Genomic DNA, 17,011 nt, shown 5'->3' with positions numbered 1-17,011 from the left:
GCGTCAAGTGTTCCTCAAGATGACCGTCGGGAGGTCTCGCTGCGCCCGGTTGCGAACGATGTCATCGGTGCGAACGACGAAAGGACCTCCCCGATGACACGACTGCCCGCCGCCACGAACCTGATCTCCCGCCTCGGTGGCGAGTCGCGTGCTCCCGGCACCCGACTCGGCGGCCGGCGCATCGCGGCCTGCGTCCTCGCGTCGACGGTCGGGGTCGGTGCCCTGGCGATGCCGGTGGACGCGAAGAAGGCGGACCCGGCCCACGTCGAGCAGGTCGTCGTCCCCGGCGCCGCCCCCGCTCCAGCGAAGGCCGTCGCCGCCCCGAAGAAGGCGGTCGCGCCCGAGGTCGCAGCGGGTTCGATGCGCCGCGTGGTCGACCAGATCGGCGCCCGTGCGCTGTGGGACCGGGGCATCACCGGCGCCGGGGTGAACGTCGCGGTGATCGACACCGGGATCGCTCCGGTCCCGGCCCTCGCCGCCGAGGACAAGGTCATCGCGGCGATCGACTTCTCCGACGAGTCCGGCGACCCCGAGCGGGCGCTGCTCGACACCCACGGGCACGGAACCCACATGGCGGGGATCATCGCCGGCCGGGCTCCGGGCGCACGGGCGTCCGCGTCCGGCGACCACCCCGAGTGGTTCCTCGGCGTGGCCCCCGACGCCGGGCTGGTCTCGGTCAAGGTCGGCGATCGCACCGGTGCGGTCGACATCGCCCAGGTCGTCGCCGGCGTCCACTGGGTCGTCGACAACGCCGACGCGCTCGACATCGGCGTCCTCAACCTCTCCTACGACAGCGGTTCGCCGCTCGACTACCGCGTCGACCCGTTGACCCACGCGCTCGAGGAGGCGTGGGCGGCCGGGATCGTGGTCATCGTGGCCGGCGGCAACGACGGCCGTGGGACGCACGGGCTGTCCAGCCCGGCGAACGACCCGTTCGTGATCGGGGTCGTGGCCGCCGAGCAGAAGCGGAACGGGACCTTCCACGCCCCGTCGTGGGGCACCGTCGGCGACGGCGTGCGCGACCCCGACGTCGCCGCCCCCGGCGTGAGCATCGAGAGCCTGCGGGTGCCGGGCTCGGAGGTCGACCTGGGCAACCCCGCCGGCTACGTCGACGACCAGAGGTTCAAGGGGACCGGGTCGTCGCAGGCGGCCGCGGTCGTGTCGGGTGCCGCGGCGCTGCTGCGCCAGGCTCGTCCCGAGCTCGGCCCGGACCAGATCAAGGCGCTGCTGGCCACCGACGCCACGGCGATGACCCCGAAGGACCGCTCGAAGACCGGCGCCGGGATGATCGCTCTCGACCGCGTCGTCGACCTCCCCGCCCCCGACGGCGCCCAGATGTGGGAGCCGGCTGCGGGGACCGCGACCTTCGACGAGGCCCGAGTCGGCCTCGAGCCCGGCGACGCCGCCGACTCCCGTCCCGATCCCACGACCGGCGTCCGGTGGTCGGACGCCCGGTGGGACGGCGTCCGCTGGTCGGGTGTGCGCTGGTCGGACGCGGAGTGGGCCGGTGTGCGCTGGTCCGGTGTGCGCTGGTCCGGTGTGCGCTGGTCGGGTGTGCGCTGGTCGGACGCCGACTGGGCGGGAGTGCGCTGGTCGGGCGTCCGTTGGTCCGACCAGGACTGGGGCGGCGTGCGCTGGTCCGACGAGGACTGGTCCGGTGTGCGCTGGTCGGGTGTACGGTGGTCGGGTGCTCACTGGGAGTGATTTGTGACCTCTGAGGAGACAACATCGGCCGACCTCGCCGGCCACGGTGTCTCACGCGTCGGCGCCCTCACGGTCGCGCTCGTCGCCCTCACCGTCGCTCTCGTCGTCTGGTCTCCGCACCGCGGTCCTCCGCTCGACGGCTCGTGGTGGATGGCCGTGCTCGTCGGCGGTGGCTACGCCGCCACCGAGCGCTACGTCTTCCACATCGAGCAGCGCGACAACGCGATGACCTTCTCGATCTCGGAGGTCCCGACCGCCTTCGCGCTCGCCTTCCTCGGGCCGATCGCCGCGATCGCGGCCCGCGTCGTCGCAAGCCTCGCCGTCATCGGCTGGACCGAGCGTCCGACCGCGTACAAGCAGGCCTTCAACGGCGCTCTGTTCGCGGCGGAGCTGGCCGTCGCCTACGCCCTGCTCGGGTGGATCGTCGACACCCGCGATGCCGACGAGATCCGTCTCGTCATCGGGATCCTGGTCGCGACGCTGGCGACCGTCGTGGTGGGGGCCGTCGTGGTGTCCGCCGCGATCGCCTGCTTCGGCCACGGGTTCGTCGAGACGCTCGCCGAGGAGTCGCGCACCACCCTCGTCAGCGGTCCGATCGTCACGATCGTCGCCGCCCTCTCGGTCACGCCCTCGATGCTCGACGTCCGGCTGCTGCCGCTCGGCATCGCGGCGGTGGCGGCCATCTGGATGCTGCTGATGCTCTACGGTCGGCTCTCCCAACGACACCGCGACCTGCGCGCGATCCACGACTTCACCCGTTCGATCGGACGGTCGCTGCTCGTCGACGAGATCGTCACGAACGCGCTCGCCTCCACGTCGAGCGAGCTGCGCGCGATGAGCGGTTCGCTCGTCGTCGTCGACGAGACGGGCGCGGTCATCGCCGAGGCCCACCACGGGCGCCGGGTGCGGGACGGTGACGACGACGGGATGCGCGCGATGCACATCCCGATCCGCGACGTCGTGGGCGAGCTGGGCGAGTTGCGCCTCCACGATCGTCGGCCGCCGTTGGACCGCTTCGACGCCGACGACCGCCATCGGGCCGAGCTGCTCGCCGATCGGCTGGCCACCACCCTGCGCAACGCCATGCTGCACGCCGACCTCGAGCACGCCGCGCTCCACGATCCCCTCACCGGGGAGCTGAACCGCCGCGGCTTCGACGCGCGCGTCGACGCCGACCTGGCCGACGAGGGACGTGCGGCGCGCGCCGTCGTGATCCTCGACCTCGACCGGTTCAAGGAGATCAACGACACCTTCGGCCACCACGTCGGCGACGAGGTGCTCGTCGAGTTCGCGCGGCGCGTGCGCCAGCTGCTGGGACCCGACGACGTCCTCGCGCGCTTCGGCGGCGACGAGTTCGCGATCTACGTCGGACGCGAGAGCGAGCGCGACGTGCGCGTCCTCGTCGAGGGGATCGTCTCGCGATCGCACCAGGCGCTGCACATCGAGCACTACGACGTCGTCGTCGCGGTGAGCGCCGGGGTGTCGTTCGCCTCGGCGCACGACCTACGCAGCGAGCAGCTCCTGCGTCGGGCCGACATCGCGATGTACGCCGCCAAGCGAACCCACGTCGGCTACGAGACCTACCGCTGGGAGATGGACCGTCGGACCCCCGAGCGACTCGAGCTGCTCGGCGAGCTCCGCGACGCCCTCGACAGCGAGGCCCTCGAGGTGCACTTCCAGCCCAAGGTCGACATCGCCAGCGGGATGGTGGTCGGCGCCGAGGCGCTCGTGCGGTGGGACCACCCGACCCGGGGGTGGATCAGCCCGCCCGACTTCATCCTCGTGGCCGAGGAGAGCGGCCTGATCCGCCAGCTCACCGACCAGGTCCTGCGCATGTCGCTGCGCACGGCGGCCGCCTGGCGGCGTGCGGGGCACGACCTCGGGGTGGCGGTGAACCTCTCGGCGCTCGACCTGGTCGACGACCGGCTCGCGTTGCGCGTGGCCGGTCACCTGGCCGACGCGGACCTCCCCGCCGATCGGCTCACGCTCGAGGTCACCGAGTCGTCGCTCCTCGTCGACACGCCACGCACGATGGCGACCGTCGAGCAGCTCGGCGAGCTCGGCGTGAAGCTGTCGCTCGACGACTTCGGCACCGGCTACTCATCGCTCAGCTACCTGCGGCGCCTCCCCGCGCACGAGCTCAAGGTCGACCGCAGCTTCGTCAGCACCCTGCTCGTCGACCATCAGGACGAGGTCATCGTGCGCTCGACCATCGACCTCGGGCACCACCTGGGGATGGAGGTCGTCGCCGAGGGGATCGAGGACGTCTCCACCGCCGAGCGGCTCCGTGAGCTGGGGTGCGACCTGGGCCAGGGGTACGGGATCGCGCGCCCGATGCACCCCGACGGCTTCGCGGCCTGGCTCGAGTCCACCCACCGGTCGATCCGCGCGACCGCGGTCGCCGACGCGCCCACGGCTCCCGTCAGCGGGGCCTGACCGCCGATCGACACGTCGAGATCTCACCCCGACCAGCGCTCGGAGACGTCAGGCCGTGACGCCGGTCGTGTCCGGCAGCGACCACATCAGCGATTCCATCAGCAGTCGCTCGTTGGGGTTGCGCTCGAGCGACTCCAGCGCGCCGTGGATCCGGTGCACGGCCCGCGCGCACCCGTCGACGTCGACGGCCGCCCCCGAGGTCATCGAGTCGCGGTAGGTCGCGGACATCGTCGCGAGACCGGCGCGCAGCTCGTCGGTCCGGTGCCGACGCAGCTCGCGCCGGTGCCGGTCCTCGAGCTGCTTCTTGCCGCTCCCACGTTCGCCGAGCTCCGCGATCCGGGCGTCGAGCTCGGCGACCTCGGAGGCGTGACGGGCGGACAGGGGCTCGGCCGCCCGGTCGATCGACTCGAGGAGCTCGGCCGCCACCGCCATCGCGACCGCCCCCGATCCGTCGAGGCGACGTGCCGCCTCCACGAAGCCGCGTCGGCGCTCGGCCAGCTCGGGGTCCGACGCGAGCAGGCGAGCTCGGTCGAGGTCCCCCATCGCGGCGCGCGCGGCGGCCTGCGCCTCGAGCGGACCGACGCCTTCGGTGAGCAGGCGCGCCGCGACGACGCCCTCGGCGATCGGGCGGAAGTCGATCCGTGCGCATCGCGACGAGATCGTCACCAGCTCGTGGGGCACGAAGTCGGCGCAGATCACGAACATCGTCGACTCCGGCGGTTCCTCGATCGTCTTGAGCAGCAGCGCTGCTCCCTCCGGTCGCAGGAGGTGGAACTCGTCGAGGACGAGGACCTTGCGCGGGCCCTCGGTCGGCGCCAGCGACGACACGCGGACGATCTCGCGCGCCTGCTCGGCGGAGATCGACGGACCGACGCGGCGGACCTCGCGCACGTCGGGGTGCTCGCCGCGCAGCGCGAGGCGAGCGTCGCGCTGGTCCGGGTCGTCGCCGCCCCCGAGCACGCGCGCGGCGAACGCGCGCGCCGCCTCCACCTTGGTGCACCCGGGCGGGCCGACGAACAGGTAGGCGTGGACGGGACCGCCCACCGCCGCCGCCTCGAGGCGCTCGACCGCCGGCTTCTGGCCCACGACGTCGTCCCAGACCGAGCTCACCGCACGACGCTCCGCCGGGGCACCCGCGAGGGGCGGCCCGTCACGCGTGCGGGGATCACCGGTCGCGCCACCCGTCGCCGCCGGCCGATCGGTCCGCGATCACTGGTAGGTCACCAGGATCGGCGACGGGTCGTCGGCGACCGTCTCGGCGGGGGTGGGGGTCGGCTGGTCCTCGTCGAAGAAGTTCTTCCATCCGGTCACCGCTCCCGGCGGGAGGTCGGCGACCATCACGTCGTACGAACGCCGCTTGAGCGAGAGCGAGCCGAAACCGTCCATGTGCATCACGACGCGCACGTTGGCCGTCTGGCGGATCGCGGCCTTGTTCGTCACCATCGACGCCCGGAACTGGTGCAGCACGAGCATCTTCGGCGGCAGGCCGCGCTCGGTGACGAGCGCGTCGAGGTAGGCGATCGTCTCGTTGACCTCGACCGCGTCGACCGTGCCGACCCGCCCTCCGCCGGGTGCGCCCGAGTCGACGCGCCACTCGGGGTCGAGCGCCAGGTGGGTGTGCGGGTGCAGCCACAGGTCCTCGTACCGGCGGGCCTGGTCGGGGAAGCGCGAGCGGCCGCTCTGCAGGTCGAAGATCACCGCCATGTCGTTCGCCGCCGCGGCGCGCACCCACGGGTCGAAGGTCGACGGGTCGAACTCGTTGGAGTAGTCGCCGTCGGCGCCGGCGTCGGCCGCAGCGACCGAGGCGAGGATCTCGAAGGTCGCCACGGCGGGCCGATCGAAGGCGTCGTAGGGAGCGGCCACGGCACGGGCGCGCTCGACGGCCAGCTCGACGGGCTGCTCCCCGAGCGCTCCGAGGACGGGAGTCCCCGGGAAGCCGTAGATGCCGACGTAGCGGACGTCGGGGTCGTACCCGCCCGGCGCCGGCGGCGGGCTCACCCGCGTCGCACGAGCGAGCGGCCGCACCGGGACCGGGTCGACGATCGGACCGGTCGGCGCGGCGACGACGGGGCCGGGCGACGCCCCTGCGGCGATCGCGGAGCCGGCGACGACTCCCCCCGCGACGAGCAGGCGCCGCCTCGTCCACCGTCCGGGCTCGCCGGGCAGGGCGTCACCGTCGGCTCGTCCGGTGCTGGTGGTGTCGGGTGTCATCGGATCTCCTGGTCGTCGCGCAGGCAGTCGAGCATGACGTCGCGCCGGTGACGGTAGCCCTCGCCGGTCAGGTGGATCCCATCGCTCGCGAACGTCGCCGGTCGTGCGAGCGCCCCCTCGCTCCACCGGCACACCTCGAAGCGGTCGTCGAGCGCCGCGGTCGTCGCCAGCGCTCGGTTGAACGTGGCGGCCCGGCCGGGGACCGGCATCGCGGCGACGTCGACCCAGACGACGACCGTCGTGGGATCGACGGCCCGCACGGCGTCACGCAGTTCCGCGATCGCGGCCGCGGCGCGCTCGTCGCTGCTGGCCACGGAACCCCAGAGGTCGTTCGTCCCGAGCGCGACCAGCACCACGTCGGCCGCCCCCACCTCGGCCCGACGGGCCTCGACGACCTCGATCCCCTCGCGCAGCGGGCGACCGACCCGGGCGCTCACCAGGGTGACGGGTCGGCCCTGCGCGAGCAGCCGGGACTGCAGCGTCTCGGCGACGAACGCCGGTGAGGTGACGCCGACGGTCAGGCTGTCGCCGATGATCGCGACGGCGTCGAGCGAGCGCTCGCCCGACGAGGTGCGCACCGCGACGGCGCAGCACGTCGCGGGATCGTCGATCAGGTGGTGGTGGTCGGCGGCCACCGTGGGCCCGCCGCCGGTGGTCGCCGCCGCGAGGACGACGAGCGCGACGAGCGGGGCGACCGCACGGCGTCGGACGGCGCGCGCTCGGCCGCCGAGGCGTGGACGCCCGGGTCCGGATCCGCCGACCTGCGCGGGCGGGCGCCGACGTCGCCCGCGGCGGTGCTGCACGGTCACGGTCGGGTGCGTCCGTCCAGCGCGGCGCGCACCTTCTCGGCGACGTCGTCGACGGGGCCGACGGCGGCGATGGTGATCCACCGGTCGGGGTCGGCGGCGGCCATCGACCGGAACCCGTCGATCACCCGTTCGTGGAACGCGGGGCCGGCCGACTCGAACCGGTCGAGGTCGCGTCGCGACATCCGGTCGGCGATGACGTCGTCGGGGGTGTCGAGGAACACGACCACGTCGGGCCACAGGCCGCCGGTCGCCCACTCGTTGAGGTCGTGGATCTCGCGCAGGTCGAGCCCACGTCCGTGTCCCTGGTAGGCGAGCGTCGAGTAGACCGAGCGGTCGCTGACCACCGAGCGCCCGCTGTCGAGCGCGGGGCGCACCACCCGCTCCACGTGCTGGGCGCGATCGGCCGCGGCCATCAACGCCTCGGTGCGCGGCGTCATGTCGCGCATCGTCGTGTCGTGGAGGATGGCGCGCAGCCGCTCGCCGACCGGCGTCCCCCCGGTCTCGCGGGTCAGCAGCGCCCCGGTGGCGTCCGCGCAGCGCGCCGCCTGGGTCGACTTCCCGCACCCTTCGGCGCCTTCGAACGCGACGTAGCGACCGACCACAGCGGCCGACGGTACCAACGGCCGATCGCCGGCGGGGCGATCAGTCGGCGTTCAGATCGGTGATCACGACCTCGGCGCGCTCGCTCGCCGCCGTCTTCGCCGCGGACTTCTTCGCGGCGGACCTCTTCGACGTCGTCGTCGGGGTCGTCGTGCGCTTCGCCGCCGTCTTCTTCGCGGACGCCTTCTTCGCGGACGCCTTCTTCTTCGAGGCGGACTTCTTGGTCGCCTTCTTGCGGGCGGCCGCCTTCTTCTTCGTGGCGGCGGCCTTCTTCCCGGGGGTGCCGCCCTTGGCGATGATCGCCTCGCGCCGGATCGCGAGCAGCTCGAAGGCCCGCTCGGGGCTGATCTCCTCGAGCCGGTCGCCCTTGCCCAACGAGGCGTTCGTCTCGCCGTCGGTGACGTACACGCCGAAGCGGCCGTCCTTCGCCTTGACCTCGCGCTCGCTGACGGGGTCCGCACCGAACTCCTTCAGCGCCTTGGCCGGTTGACGTCCGCCCCGCTTGTACACCTTGGGCTCGGAGAAGATCTTCAGCGCCTCGTCGAGGGTGATCTCGAAGATGCGGTCCTCGGAGTCGATGTTGCGGTAGTCCTTCGCCTTCTGCACGTACGGTCCGTAGCGCCCGTTGTTCGTGTAGATCGGCTCGCCGTCGGCGGGGTCGTCACCCAGGTGGCGGGGCAGCGAGAGCAACTTCTCGGCCTCGTCCATCGTGATCTTCTCCAGCACCATGGTCTGGAACAGGCTCGACATCTTCGGCTTGTCGAGCCCCGGCGGGGGGTCGTCGTGGTCCCCCCACTGGACGTAGGGGCCGTAGCGCCCGTTCTTCGCGAACACGGGGAGGCCGTCGAGCTCACCGATCGGCTCGTCGCCCTTCGGTGCGGCGAGCAGCTCGACCGCCACGGCGATGTCGAGCTCGTCGGGGGCGAGATCGTCGGGCAGGCCCGCGGTCTCCTCGCCGCGCTTCACGTAGGGACCGTAGCGACCGGGCTTGACGACGATCATCCGCCCCTCGTCGTCCTCGCCGAGGGGGAAGGTGTTGATCTCGGCGGCGTCGATGTGGTCGAGGTTCTCCTCGACGAGGCGCTTCAACCCGAGCAGGGCGTCCTCCTCGCCGCCGGCCTCGGCCGTGATCGAGGGGACGTCGTGGTCGTCGGTCTCGCCGAAGTAGAAGCGGGTGAGCCACTGGTCCTTCTTGCGCTCGCCGCGCTCGATCGCGTCGAGGTCCTCCTCGGTGGCGGCCGTGAAGTCGTAGTCGACGAGGGCGTCGAAGTGCTCCTCGAGGAGGCGGATGACCGCGAACGCGGTCCACGTCGGCACGAGCGCCTGGCCCTTCTTCCACACGTACCCGCGGTCCTGGACCGTCTGGATGATCGACGCCCACGTGGACGGGCGGCCGATCTCGAGCTCCTCGAGCTTCTTCACCAGCGACGCCTCGGAGTAGCGCGCGGGAGGAGAGGTCGTGTGCCCGTTCGGCTCGATCGAGGTGATCGGAACCTGGTCGCCGACCGTGAGCGGGGGCAGCAGCGCCTCGGCGTCGGCCGCGTCGTCGCCGCGCTCCTCCTTGGAGGCGACGTAGACGGCGCGGTAGCCGGGGAACGTGATCGTGGTCCCCGACGCGGCGAACTCGCAGTCGACGATCTCGCCGGCGCGCGGCGAGGTCGCGGCGCGATCGGTGGCCGGAGCGACGAGGCGCACGCTGACGGTGACACCGGTCGCGTCGGCCATCTGCGAGGCGAGGGTCCGCTGCCAGATCAGGCGGTACAGCGACAGCTCCTGGCTGTTGAGCTCCGCGGACACCTGGTTCGGCGAGCGGTACGGCGTGGTCGGGCGGATCGCCTCGTGGGCCTCCTGGGCGGTCTTCGACTTGCCCTTGTACTGCTTGGGGGCGGCGTTGAGGTACTTCGACCCGTACTCGCCGGTCACCGCCGAGCGCGTCGCGCGCATCGCCTCGTCGGAGAGCACGACGTTGTCGGTGCGCATGTAGGTGATGAAGCCCCGCTCGTAGAGGCCCTGCGCGACGCGCATCACCTGCGACGACGACAGGCGCAGCTTGCGCCCGCCCTCCTGCTGCAGCGTCGAGGTCATGAACGGCGCCTTCGGCGACGACCGGTACGGCTTCTCGTCGACGCTCGCGACGGAGAACGTCGACTCGCCGAGGCTCTCCGCGAGGCCGCGGGCGCGCACCTCGTCGAGGGCGACCGCCGAGCTCGACACCTGGCCGCGGTCGTCGAAGTCGCGACCGGTCGCCACCTTGTCGCCGCCGACCGAGACGAGCTTCGCGTCGAACGACGGTTCGCTGCCGGTGACCACGTCGATGTCCCAGTAGTCGGCGGTGACGAACGCGATGCGCTCGCGCTCGCGCTGCACGATCAGGCGCACCGTGGGCGACTGCACGCGCCCGGCCGACAAGCCGCGGTTGACGCGCCGCCACAGCACCGGCGACACCTCGTAGCCGTAGAGGCGGTCGAGGATGCGGCGGGTCTCGGCCGCGTCGACCATCCCGTAGTCGATGTCGCGCGGGTTCGCCACGGCGTGATCGATCGCCGACTTGGTGATCTCGTGGAACACCATCCGCTTCACCGGGACCTTCGGCTTCAGGTACTCGAGCAGGTGCCACGAGATGGCCTCGCCCTCGCGGTCCTCGTCCGTCGCGAGGTACAGCTCGGAGGCGTCCTTGAGCGCGGAGCGCAGCTCCTTGACGACCGTCTTGCCGCGCTCGGTGAGCTCGTAGGTCGGCTTGAACCCGTTCTCGGTGTCGATGTTCAAGCCCTTGGAGGGGAGGTCCGACACGTGGCCGACGGAGGCGCGCACGTCGTAGTCGCTGCCGAGGAGCTTCGAGAGCGTCTTCGCCTTCGCGGGCGATTCGACGACGACGAGTGGTTTGGCCATCAGTGCCTTTCGCTACGGGATCCCACGACCGTTGTCAAGCCACCGTCGACGTGTCGCGGGACGGGGCCGGTCGATGTGAGTGTGCCGTGAGTCCGACGCTTCGGCCACCTCGGCGCGATTCGGGCGCCACGCACCGTGGGCGTGCGGGCGCCGGCACCGTCGGGACGCGGGCACCGCCGGCGCGTAGGGTCGCGACGTGGCCCAGGATCGAGCGGGGGTGCACCCTGCGCCGGCCGACGGCGTCGTCGACGACGCGATCTGGCGCCCGGGGTACGACGGGCCGCCGCCGATCGCCGCGCCGATCCGCATCCCGCGACCGCACCCCTCGCGATCCGGCCGACGCCCGCCGTCCGGAGCTCGCGGGCAGTCGGGGTGGCGCGGCGATCGCCGGCGCGCCGGGCCCGCCGATCGGGAGGACGACGTCGCGGTCCGCGACGTGCCAGAGCGGACGTCGTCGCTGGGACCGCCCGGGTCGATCGACCCCGTCGGGCCACGCGACGCGACCGGCGCGTCGCTCCGGCGGGGTGCCCGCTCGTCCCGGCTCGTCCCGGCCCGCCGTGGCCCGCCCGGTCGTGGTCCGGCCACGACCGTGCTCGCGGTCGCGGCAGCGGTGACGCTCGCGTGGGCGGCTGCGGCCGGGGTGGCGGCCGTGGCCGACGCCCGCCCCGACGGGACGATGGCGGGAGCGGGCGCAGCGTCGTCGGGGTCGGCGACGCCCGGGGCCGGGGGCGGCCTCGTGGGCCGCGGGTTCGCCGGCGCCGACCCTCGCCGACTGCCGGCCGACGTCGAGCAGCGGTGGGAACGGGACCTGGGGCCGTCCGGACCGGCGGCGTTCGTCGAGGTCGTCGGTGACCGGGTGGTGATCGCCCGCGGCGCGGCGGACGACGCGGAGTCCACCGTCGTCACCGCCGTGGGGTTGGGGACGGGGGCGGTGCTCTGGGAGTGGACGGCCGCCGCGCCGGCGCGGCAGGTCGATGCCCTCGCGGGAGGCCGAGGTGTGCTCGTCGTCGCCGTGGCGGGCCAGCTGATCGGACTCGACGCCGCCACCGGTCGATCGAGGTGGACCCTCCTGCCCGACTCCGGGGTCGTCACGAGCGACGTGAGGTTGCTCGCCGGGACGGACTTCGTCGCCATCCCCACCCCCGGTGGCCGCGCTGCTGTCGCCCCGATCGACACCGGGCTCATCGCCGGTGCGTTCGACGGCCCGACGATCGGGACCGACCACGCCGGGTCGTGGTTCGTGCGGCGCGGATCCGAGATCGTGCGCTACGACCTGACCGGCGGGTGGAGCCCGGCAGAGGTGGTCGCCGCCGACGTCGACGGCGACGCGGTCGCCGCCGTCACCGGCGGGGTCGTCTCCTCCGGGCCCGACGGGTGGGCGTCGACGATCGACTCGCTGATGCGCCCGGCGCGACCCGTCGCCGCGACGACCGTCGGCGACGTCCCCACCGCCAACGCTCTCGTCTCGACGGCCGACCGCTCGTTCGTCGCGGCCGGGCCGGGCGTCGTGGTGGGAGCGTCGATCGAGGGCGCCGTGGTCACGGCGGGGTGGTCGCGCGTCGGCGTGCTGATGTCCACGCACCCGACGGTGCGCGGCTCGCTGGTGATGGTGTCGAGCCGCGGCGGGCGGGCGCTGACGCTCCACGACGGGCGCACCGGCGACACCGTCGCTGCGCTGACCCTCACCCCGGGCGCGCTCGACTCGCTGCAGATCGTCGGGAACGGGCTGCTGACCAAGCGCACCTCCTCCACCGGAGCCCGGCTCGCAGCGGTCGATCTCGACGGGGCCGAGGTGTGGTCGCTCGTCGACGTCGACGCCGTCGCCGTGGGGGACGGCGTCGTCGTGGCGGTCCGCCGGTCGTCGGACGGGTCGCTCACGGTGCACGCACTCGGGTGAAGCCCCGCGTGCGACGCGTCCGAGAGGAGTACCGTCGACCGCCGATGCCCGACCACGCCGCCCCCGAGGAGCGACTCGGCTGGTCCCGCGCCTTCGACGAGACGTGGGCCGCGCTCGGCCGCCCGGGAGCGCCGGCGCGCGTGACGCGCCTCGACCGGGGGTGGAGCACCGCCGCGCGCAGCTTCGCCCAGACGGTCGGCGAGGCCGATCCCGTGCGCGTGCGCAACATCGGGGCCGACGTGGCGGTCGGGGACTGGATCGTGGCGAGCGCGGACGGCGAGCGCGTCGAGCACGTGCTCGCCCGCACCTCGGCGTTCACCCGTCGCGCCTCGTTCGACGGCATGCGTGCCGTGGCGCACACGCTGGCCGCGAACATCGACGTCGTCTTCCTGATCCACGCGCTCGGATCGCCGCCCAGCCCGCGGCGCCTCGAGCGCGAGCTCGTGCTCGCCTTCGACTCCGGTGCGGATCCGGTCGTCGTGCTCACCAAGACCGATCTCGTCGACGACCCCGAACCGAGCCGCCGTGCGCTGGAGGCCGTCGCGCTCGGGGTCCCGGTGCTGCTCGCGAGCGGTGTCACGGGAGAGGGGATCGACGCGATCGCGGACCACGCCTCGGGCAACCGCACGCTCGCGTTCCTCGGCTCCAGCGGCGTCGGCAAGTCGACCCTCGTCAACGCCCTCGTCGGCGACGCGCTCCAGGCCACCTCCGCGGTGCGCGACGGCGACCAGCGTGGTCGCCACACGACGGTGGCGGCCGAGCTCGTCGCGATGCCCGACGAGGGGTGGCTCGTCGACACGCCGGGGGTGCGCGCCGTGAGCCTGTGGCTGTCGGGCGACGGCATCGAGCGGGCGTTCGCCGACGTGTTCGAGCTCATGGACCACTGCCGCTTCCGCGACTGCAAGCACGACCGCGAGCCAGGGTGCGCCGTGCGCGGTGCGATCGCGGAGGGGGAGCTCGACCCGGTGCGACTGAGCGCGCTCGAGGCGTTGATCGAGGAGGAGGCGGCGTTGGAGGAGGAGCAGCGCGCCCGGGAGAAGGCGGCCGATCGGCGGCGCAAGGACGACCGCCGCCCCGAGGCCGCCGAGTACGACGGGATGCGCGACTGATCCGTCGCGGCGGGGGTCGACGACGACGCGGGCGCGGCGCTGCGACACTGGAGGGGTGATGCGACGAGGTGAGCAGGAGCTGGCGGACGCCGGCGGCGCCGGTGCGCCCGCCGCGAACGGCAAGCCGGTCGAGTCGGTGTGGGCCTTCCCCCGGCCGCCGCGCGTCGAGGAGGTCGCCTGGAGGATCCGGGTCGTCCACGCGGGCGCGACGGTCGTGGACGCCCCGCGCGTCGTGCGCGTCCTCGAGACGAGCCAGGCACCGGCGTACTACGTCGCCGACGAGTTCGTCGACCGCTCGCTGCTCGTGGGGAGCGATCGTCGGTCGATGTGCGAGTGGAAGGGGATCGCGCGCTACGCCGACGTCGTCGTCGCCGATCGACGGGAGCCCGACGTGTGCTGGACCTACCCCGATCCCACGCCGGAGTTCGAGGCGGTGCGCGACCACTGGGCGTTCTACGCGCAGTCGCTCGACGAGTGCTGGGTCGACGACGAGCGCGTGGCCCCGAACCAGGGGAGCTTCTACGGCGGGTGGATCACGCGGAACGTGACCGGTCCGTTCAAGGGCGCCGCCGGCACCACCGGCTGGTGACGACGCCGTCCGCGGCTCAGGGCCCGGGGAGGGTCCAGCGGGAGCCGGGTGACCGCATCCAGAAGCGGGCGTCGACCACGGCGGCCACCGGGATCGGACCGTAGACGTGGGGGAAGAGCTCGTCGACGCCGGGCGCCGGGGGCTCCCAGCGGATCTCCGAGGGCACCTTCACGGGGTCGATCATCAACAGCACGAGCTGGTCGACGTCGGCGTAGAAGCGGTTCGCGACACCCTCCACCTGCGAGCGCGTGGACGCGTGGACGAACCCCTCCTCGGCGAGGGTCCGACCGCGCGTCGACATCGCGTACTCACCGGTCTCGAAGGCGGCCACCCAGTCGTCGGGCAGGGCCGCGTGGAACACGGGGAGGTCGGCGTCGCCCGACTCGACCGCGTCGTGCGCCGATCGATCGCCGCAGGGCGCGACCCCGTCGTCGGGGAGCGCGGCGTCGGACATCGTCACAGCGTGCCGTCGTCGAGCATCGAGCGCACCTCGACAGCGCGCTCGCGGACCGCCGGCAGGTCGCTCAGTCGCTCCGATGCGCGCACCTGGCGCGCCACGCGCGGGTTCTTCACGAGCCGCTCGTGGTGGCGGGCGAGGAAGTCCCAGTACAACGTGGTGAACGGGCACGCGTCCTCACCGGTCCGCTGCTTGCGGTCGAAGCGGCACGACCCGCAGTAGTCGCTCATCGTGTCGATGTAGTTGCCGCCCGCCGCGTACGGCTTGGTGGCCATCTTGCCGCCGTCGGCCCACTGGCTCATCCCGATCACGTTCGGCAGCATCACCCACTCGGCGCCGTCGACGAAGTTCGACCACATCCAGTCGGTCATCGCCCACGGGTCGACGCCGTGCAGCATCGCCAGGTTGCCCAGCACCATCAGCCGCTGGATGTGGTGGTTGTACGCCCGGTCGTGCAGGCCCTCGATGCAGGTGCCGACGCAGTTCATGTCGGTCTCGGCCGCTCCGGTGAACGCGGGCGGGACGGGTCGGTCGGCACCGAGGGCGTTGCGCGAGCGGTAGTCGGGCATCCACAGCCAGTAGACGCCCCACACGTACTCGCGCCAGCCGATGACCTGGCGGATGAACCCCTCGGCGGAGTTGATCGGCACGCCGCCGTCGTCGAAGGCCTGCTGGGCCGCGTCGCACACCTCGCCGGGGAGCAGCAGACCGACGTTCATGTACGGCGACAGCACGGAGTGCGCGAGGTGCCACGACCGCTCCACCATCGCGTCCTCGTGGGGTCCGAAGCTCGGCAGGACCTCGCGGGTGAAGTGGCGCAGCCGGCTGAGCGCAGCGCGCCGCGAGGTGGCCCACGTCCCGTCGGGATCGGCGCCCCACGTTCCCACCCCCCACTCGTCGAGGTCGGCGAGCACCCGGCGATCGACCTCGTCGAGCTGCGACGCCTGGGGGTCGGGCCACGGGTCGTCGCCGCCCTTCGGCGGGGGTTCGCGGTTCTCGTCGTCGAAGTTCCAGCGCCCGCCGACCGGCTCGCCGTCGTGGTCGATCAGGTACCCGAGGCGCTGTCGCTGCCACCGGTAGAAGTCCTCCATCTTGAAACTCGACCGGCCGTCGGCCCATCCGGCGAACTCCTCGTAGTGGCACAGAAACTGGTTCGATCGCACGACCGTGACGCCGAGGTCGCGCAGCATCTCGAGGCCGTCCCAGCTCGCCGGCTCGGTCGCCACGACCTCGTCGGGGGAGAGCTCCGCGACGTGCGCGTCGTGGCCGGCGCGCAGCGAGTCGGCTCGCCGGAGGTCGACCTCGTAGCCGAGCTCGTCGAGCTCCGCCGCGAACCGCCGCATCGCCGTCAGCACGAAGTGGGCTCGCTGGCGGTGCCACCGCTTGGAGCGCAGCTTGCCGAGGCTCTCGACCATCAGGATGCGATCGGAGGCGGGGTCGGCGTCGGCCATCGCTCCGATCGAGCGGTTCAGTTGGTCGCCGAGCACCCAGATCGTCCTCACGGCCAGATCGTGATCCAACGACGGCGCCGCGGACCACTCGTGCTCCGGCCGGTTCACGGCGGCTCGATCGCCATCGTGGCCGAGGCGGTGTGCGTCACCGGGCCGATCGCCGCGCCGATGATCGCGACGTCGGTCGGATCGACGTGGGTGACCGTGACCGTCACCGAGTCGCCCGAGGTGCGGACCGACACCTCGATCGGCAGGTCGATCGCACCGCTCGCCGCACGGGTCGCGGAGACGGCGCCGTGGGCCGACGCGGCCGCGGCGCGCGCTCCCGCGCGCGCTGCGGCCTCGACGGCGAGTTGGTTGCGGACCGAGACGCCGACCTGCACGACGGCGAGCACGACGACGACCACGAGGGGCAGGGCGATCGCGAACTCGACCGCCGCCTGACCTCGCTCGTCGTCGACCGCGCGACGACGGCGCGCCCGGAGCGGGCGGTGCGGCATCGAGCAGGAGCACGCGGTCCGCGACCCCATCGCTCAGACCCGGTCGATGACCGTGTCGATCACCCGGTTGAACAGCCGGTTGATCCGGGTGGCTCCACCGCCGGCGGTCGCCCAGGCGACGACCAGCAGCGCGACGAGGGCGGCGGCGAGCAGGACCAGGGCGTACTCGGTGGTCGCCTGTCCGCGGTCGTCGCGCCGGTCGTCGACGAGGTGGGCGGCCGCGGCGGTGAGGTGCCGTTCGGCGGTCATGGCGCTGGTCTGCAGCGCCACGGCGAGCATCAGGGTGAGGTGGGACATCGGGTGGCTCCGTTCCGTGAGCGCGCACCGCTGCGGTGCGCGTCGTCGTGCGTGCACGTGTG

At 73.0% G+C, this 17,011-nt stretch carries 14 protein-coding genes; 5 read left to right on the top strand and 9 right to left on the bottom strand.

Going from position 1 to position 17,011, the window contains the following annotated elements; genetic code table 11:
- Positions 1 to 93: 93 nt before the first annotated feature.
- Both ACOOHC_RS17000 and ACOOHC_RS16995 read left to right on the top strand, forming a co-directional pair.
- The gene (locus ACOOHC_RS17000; RefSeq protein ID WP_420451582.1) at positions 94 to 1,704 is read left to right on the top strand and encodes a S8 family serine peptidase; all 1,611 of its coding nucleotides are present in this window, start codon (positions 94 to 96) and stop codon (positions 1,702 to 1,704) included.
- A gap of 3 nt (positions 1,705 to 1,707) precedes the next feature.
- Positions 1,708 to 4,140: a putative bifunctional diguanylate cyclase/phosphodiesterase gene (locus tag ACOOHC_RS16995; protein WP_420451581.1), complete on the top strand. Its 2,433-nt coding sequence runs from the start codon at positions 1,708 to 1,710 to the stop codon at positions 4,138 to 4,140.
- Between the two features lie 48 nt (positions 4,141 to 4,188).
- On the opposite strand, the gene ACOOHC_RS16990 is transcribed toward ACOOHC_RS16995, so the two are convergent.
- The 5 genes from ACOOHC_RS16990 to topA form a co-directional block, all read right to left on the bottom strand.
- Positions 4,189 to 5,250, bottom strand: coding sequence for an ATP-binding protein (locus ACOOHC_RS16990; RefSeq protein WP_420451580.1), 1,062 nt, complete (start codon positions 5,248 to 5,250; stop codon positions 4,189 to 4,191).
- 99 nt (positions 5,251 to 5,349) lie between these two features.
- Complete coding sequence (locus tag ACOOHC_RS16985) at positions 5,350 to 6,351, bottom strand: hypothetical protein (protein WP_420451579.1); 1,002 nt, start codon at positions 6,349 to 6,351, stop codon at positions 5,350 to 5,352.
- Positions 6,348 to 7,160: an SGNH/GDSL hydrolase family protein gene (locus tag ACOOHC_RS16980; protein ID WP_420451578.1), complete on the bottom strand. Its 813-nt coding sequence runs from the start codon at positions 7,158 to 7,160 to the stop codon at positions 6,348 to 6,350. The genes ACOOHC_RS16985 and ACOOHC_RS16980 overlap by 4 nt, the downstream gene beginning before the upstream one ends.
- Entirely contained in the window at positions 7,157 to 7,762 is a 606-nt protein-coding gene (gene tmk / locus ACOOHC_RS16975; RefSeq protein WP_420451577.1) for a dTMP kinase, read from the bottom strand. The genes ACOOHC_RS16980 and tmk overlap by 4 nt, the downstream gene beginning before the upstream one ends.
- 40 nt (positions 7,763 to 7,802) lie before the next feature.
- On the bottom strand, positions 7,803 to 10,649 hold the full coding sequence (gene topA / locus ACOOHC_RS16970) for a type I DNA topoisomerase (RefSeq protein ID WP_420451576.1): 2,847 nt from the start codon (positions 10,647 to 10,649) through the stop codon (positions 7,803 to 7,805).
- Between the two features lie 589 nt (positions 10,650 to 11,238).
- On the opposite strand from topA, the gene ACOOHC_RS16965 reads away from it, so the two are divergent.
- Genes ACOOHC_RS16965 through ACOOHC_RS16955 form a run of 3 tightly spaced genes read left to right on the top strand, consistent with a single transcriptional unit; the run spans position 11,239 to position 14,244 of the window.
- On the top strand, positions 11,239 to 12,546 hold the full coding sequence (locus ACOOHC_RS16965; RefSeq protein WP_420451575.1) for a hypothetical protein: 1,308 nt from the start codon (positions 11,239 to 11,241) through the stop codon (positions 12,544 to 12,546).
- 44 nt (positions 12,547 to 12,590) lie between these two features.
- Complete coding sequence (rsgA, locus tag ACOOHC_RS16960; protein WP_420451574.1) at positions 12,591 to 13,655, top strand: ribosome small subunit-dependent GTPase A; 1,065 nt, start codon at positions 12,591 to 12,593, stop codon at positions 13,653 to 13,655.
- Positions 13,656 to 13,713: 58 nt separating this feature from the next.
- Entirely contained in the window at positions 13,714 to 14,244 is a 531-nt protein-coding gene (locus tag ACOOHC_RS16955) for a DUF427 domain-containing protein (protein WP_420453818.1), read from the top strand.
- A 16-nt stretch (positions 14,245 to 14,260) separates the two neighbouring features.
- Here ACOOHC_RS16955 and ACOOHC_RS16950 read toward each other — a convergent pair whose 3' ends face one another.
- From ACOOHC_RS16950 to ACOOHC_RS16935, 4 genes are read right to left on the bottom strand one after another with little or no spacing between them, the layout of a single operon-like run.
- Positions 14,261 to 14,698: a DUF952 domain-containing protein gene (locus tag ACOOHC_RS16950; protein ID WP_420451573.1), complete on the bottom strand. Its 438-nt coding sequence runs from the start codon at positions 14,696 to 14,698 to the stop codon at positions 14,261 to 14,263.
- A gap of 2 nt (positions 14,699 to 14,700) precedes the next feature.
- Positions 14,701 to 16,203, bottom strand: a complete 1,503-nt coding sequence (locus tag ACOOHC_RS16945; protein WP_420451572.1) for a cryptochrome/photolyase family protein — start codon at positions 16,201 to 16,203, stop codon at positions 14,701 to 14,703.
- A gap of 53 nt (positions 16,204 to 16,256) precedes the next feature.
- Entirely contained in the window at positions 16,257 to 16,682 is a 426-nt protein-coding gene (locus ACOOHC_RS16940) for a TadE/TadG family type IV pilus assembly protein (RefSeq protein WP_420451571.1), read from the bottom strand.
- A 3-nt stretch (positions 16,683 to 16,685) separates the two neighbouring features.
- Positions 16,686 to 16,949, bottom strand: a complete 264-nt coding sequence (locus tag ACOOHC_RS16935; RefSeq protein ID WP_420451570.1) for a hypothetical protein — start codon at positions 16,947 to 16,949, stop codon at positions 16,686 to 16,688.
- Between the last annotated feature and the right edge of the window lie 62 nt (positions 16,950 to 17,011).

The sequence above is a fragment of the Ilumatobacter sp. genome, from assembly GCF_965215205.1.
In the GTDB taxonomy this organism is placed as follows: domain Bacteria; phylum Actinomycetota; class Acidimicrobiia; order Acidimicrobiales; family Ilumatobacteraceae; genus Ilumatobacter_A.
This window is presented reverse-complemented; position numbering and strand designations above follow the sequence as displayed.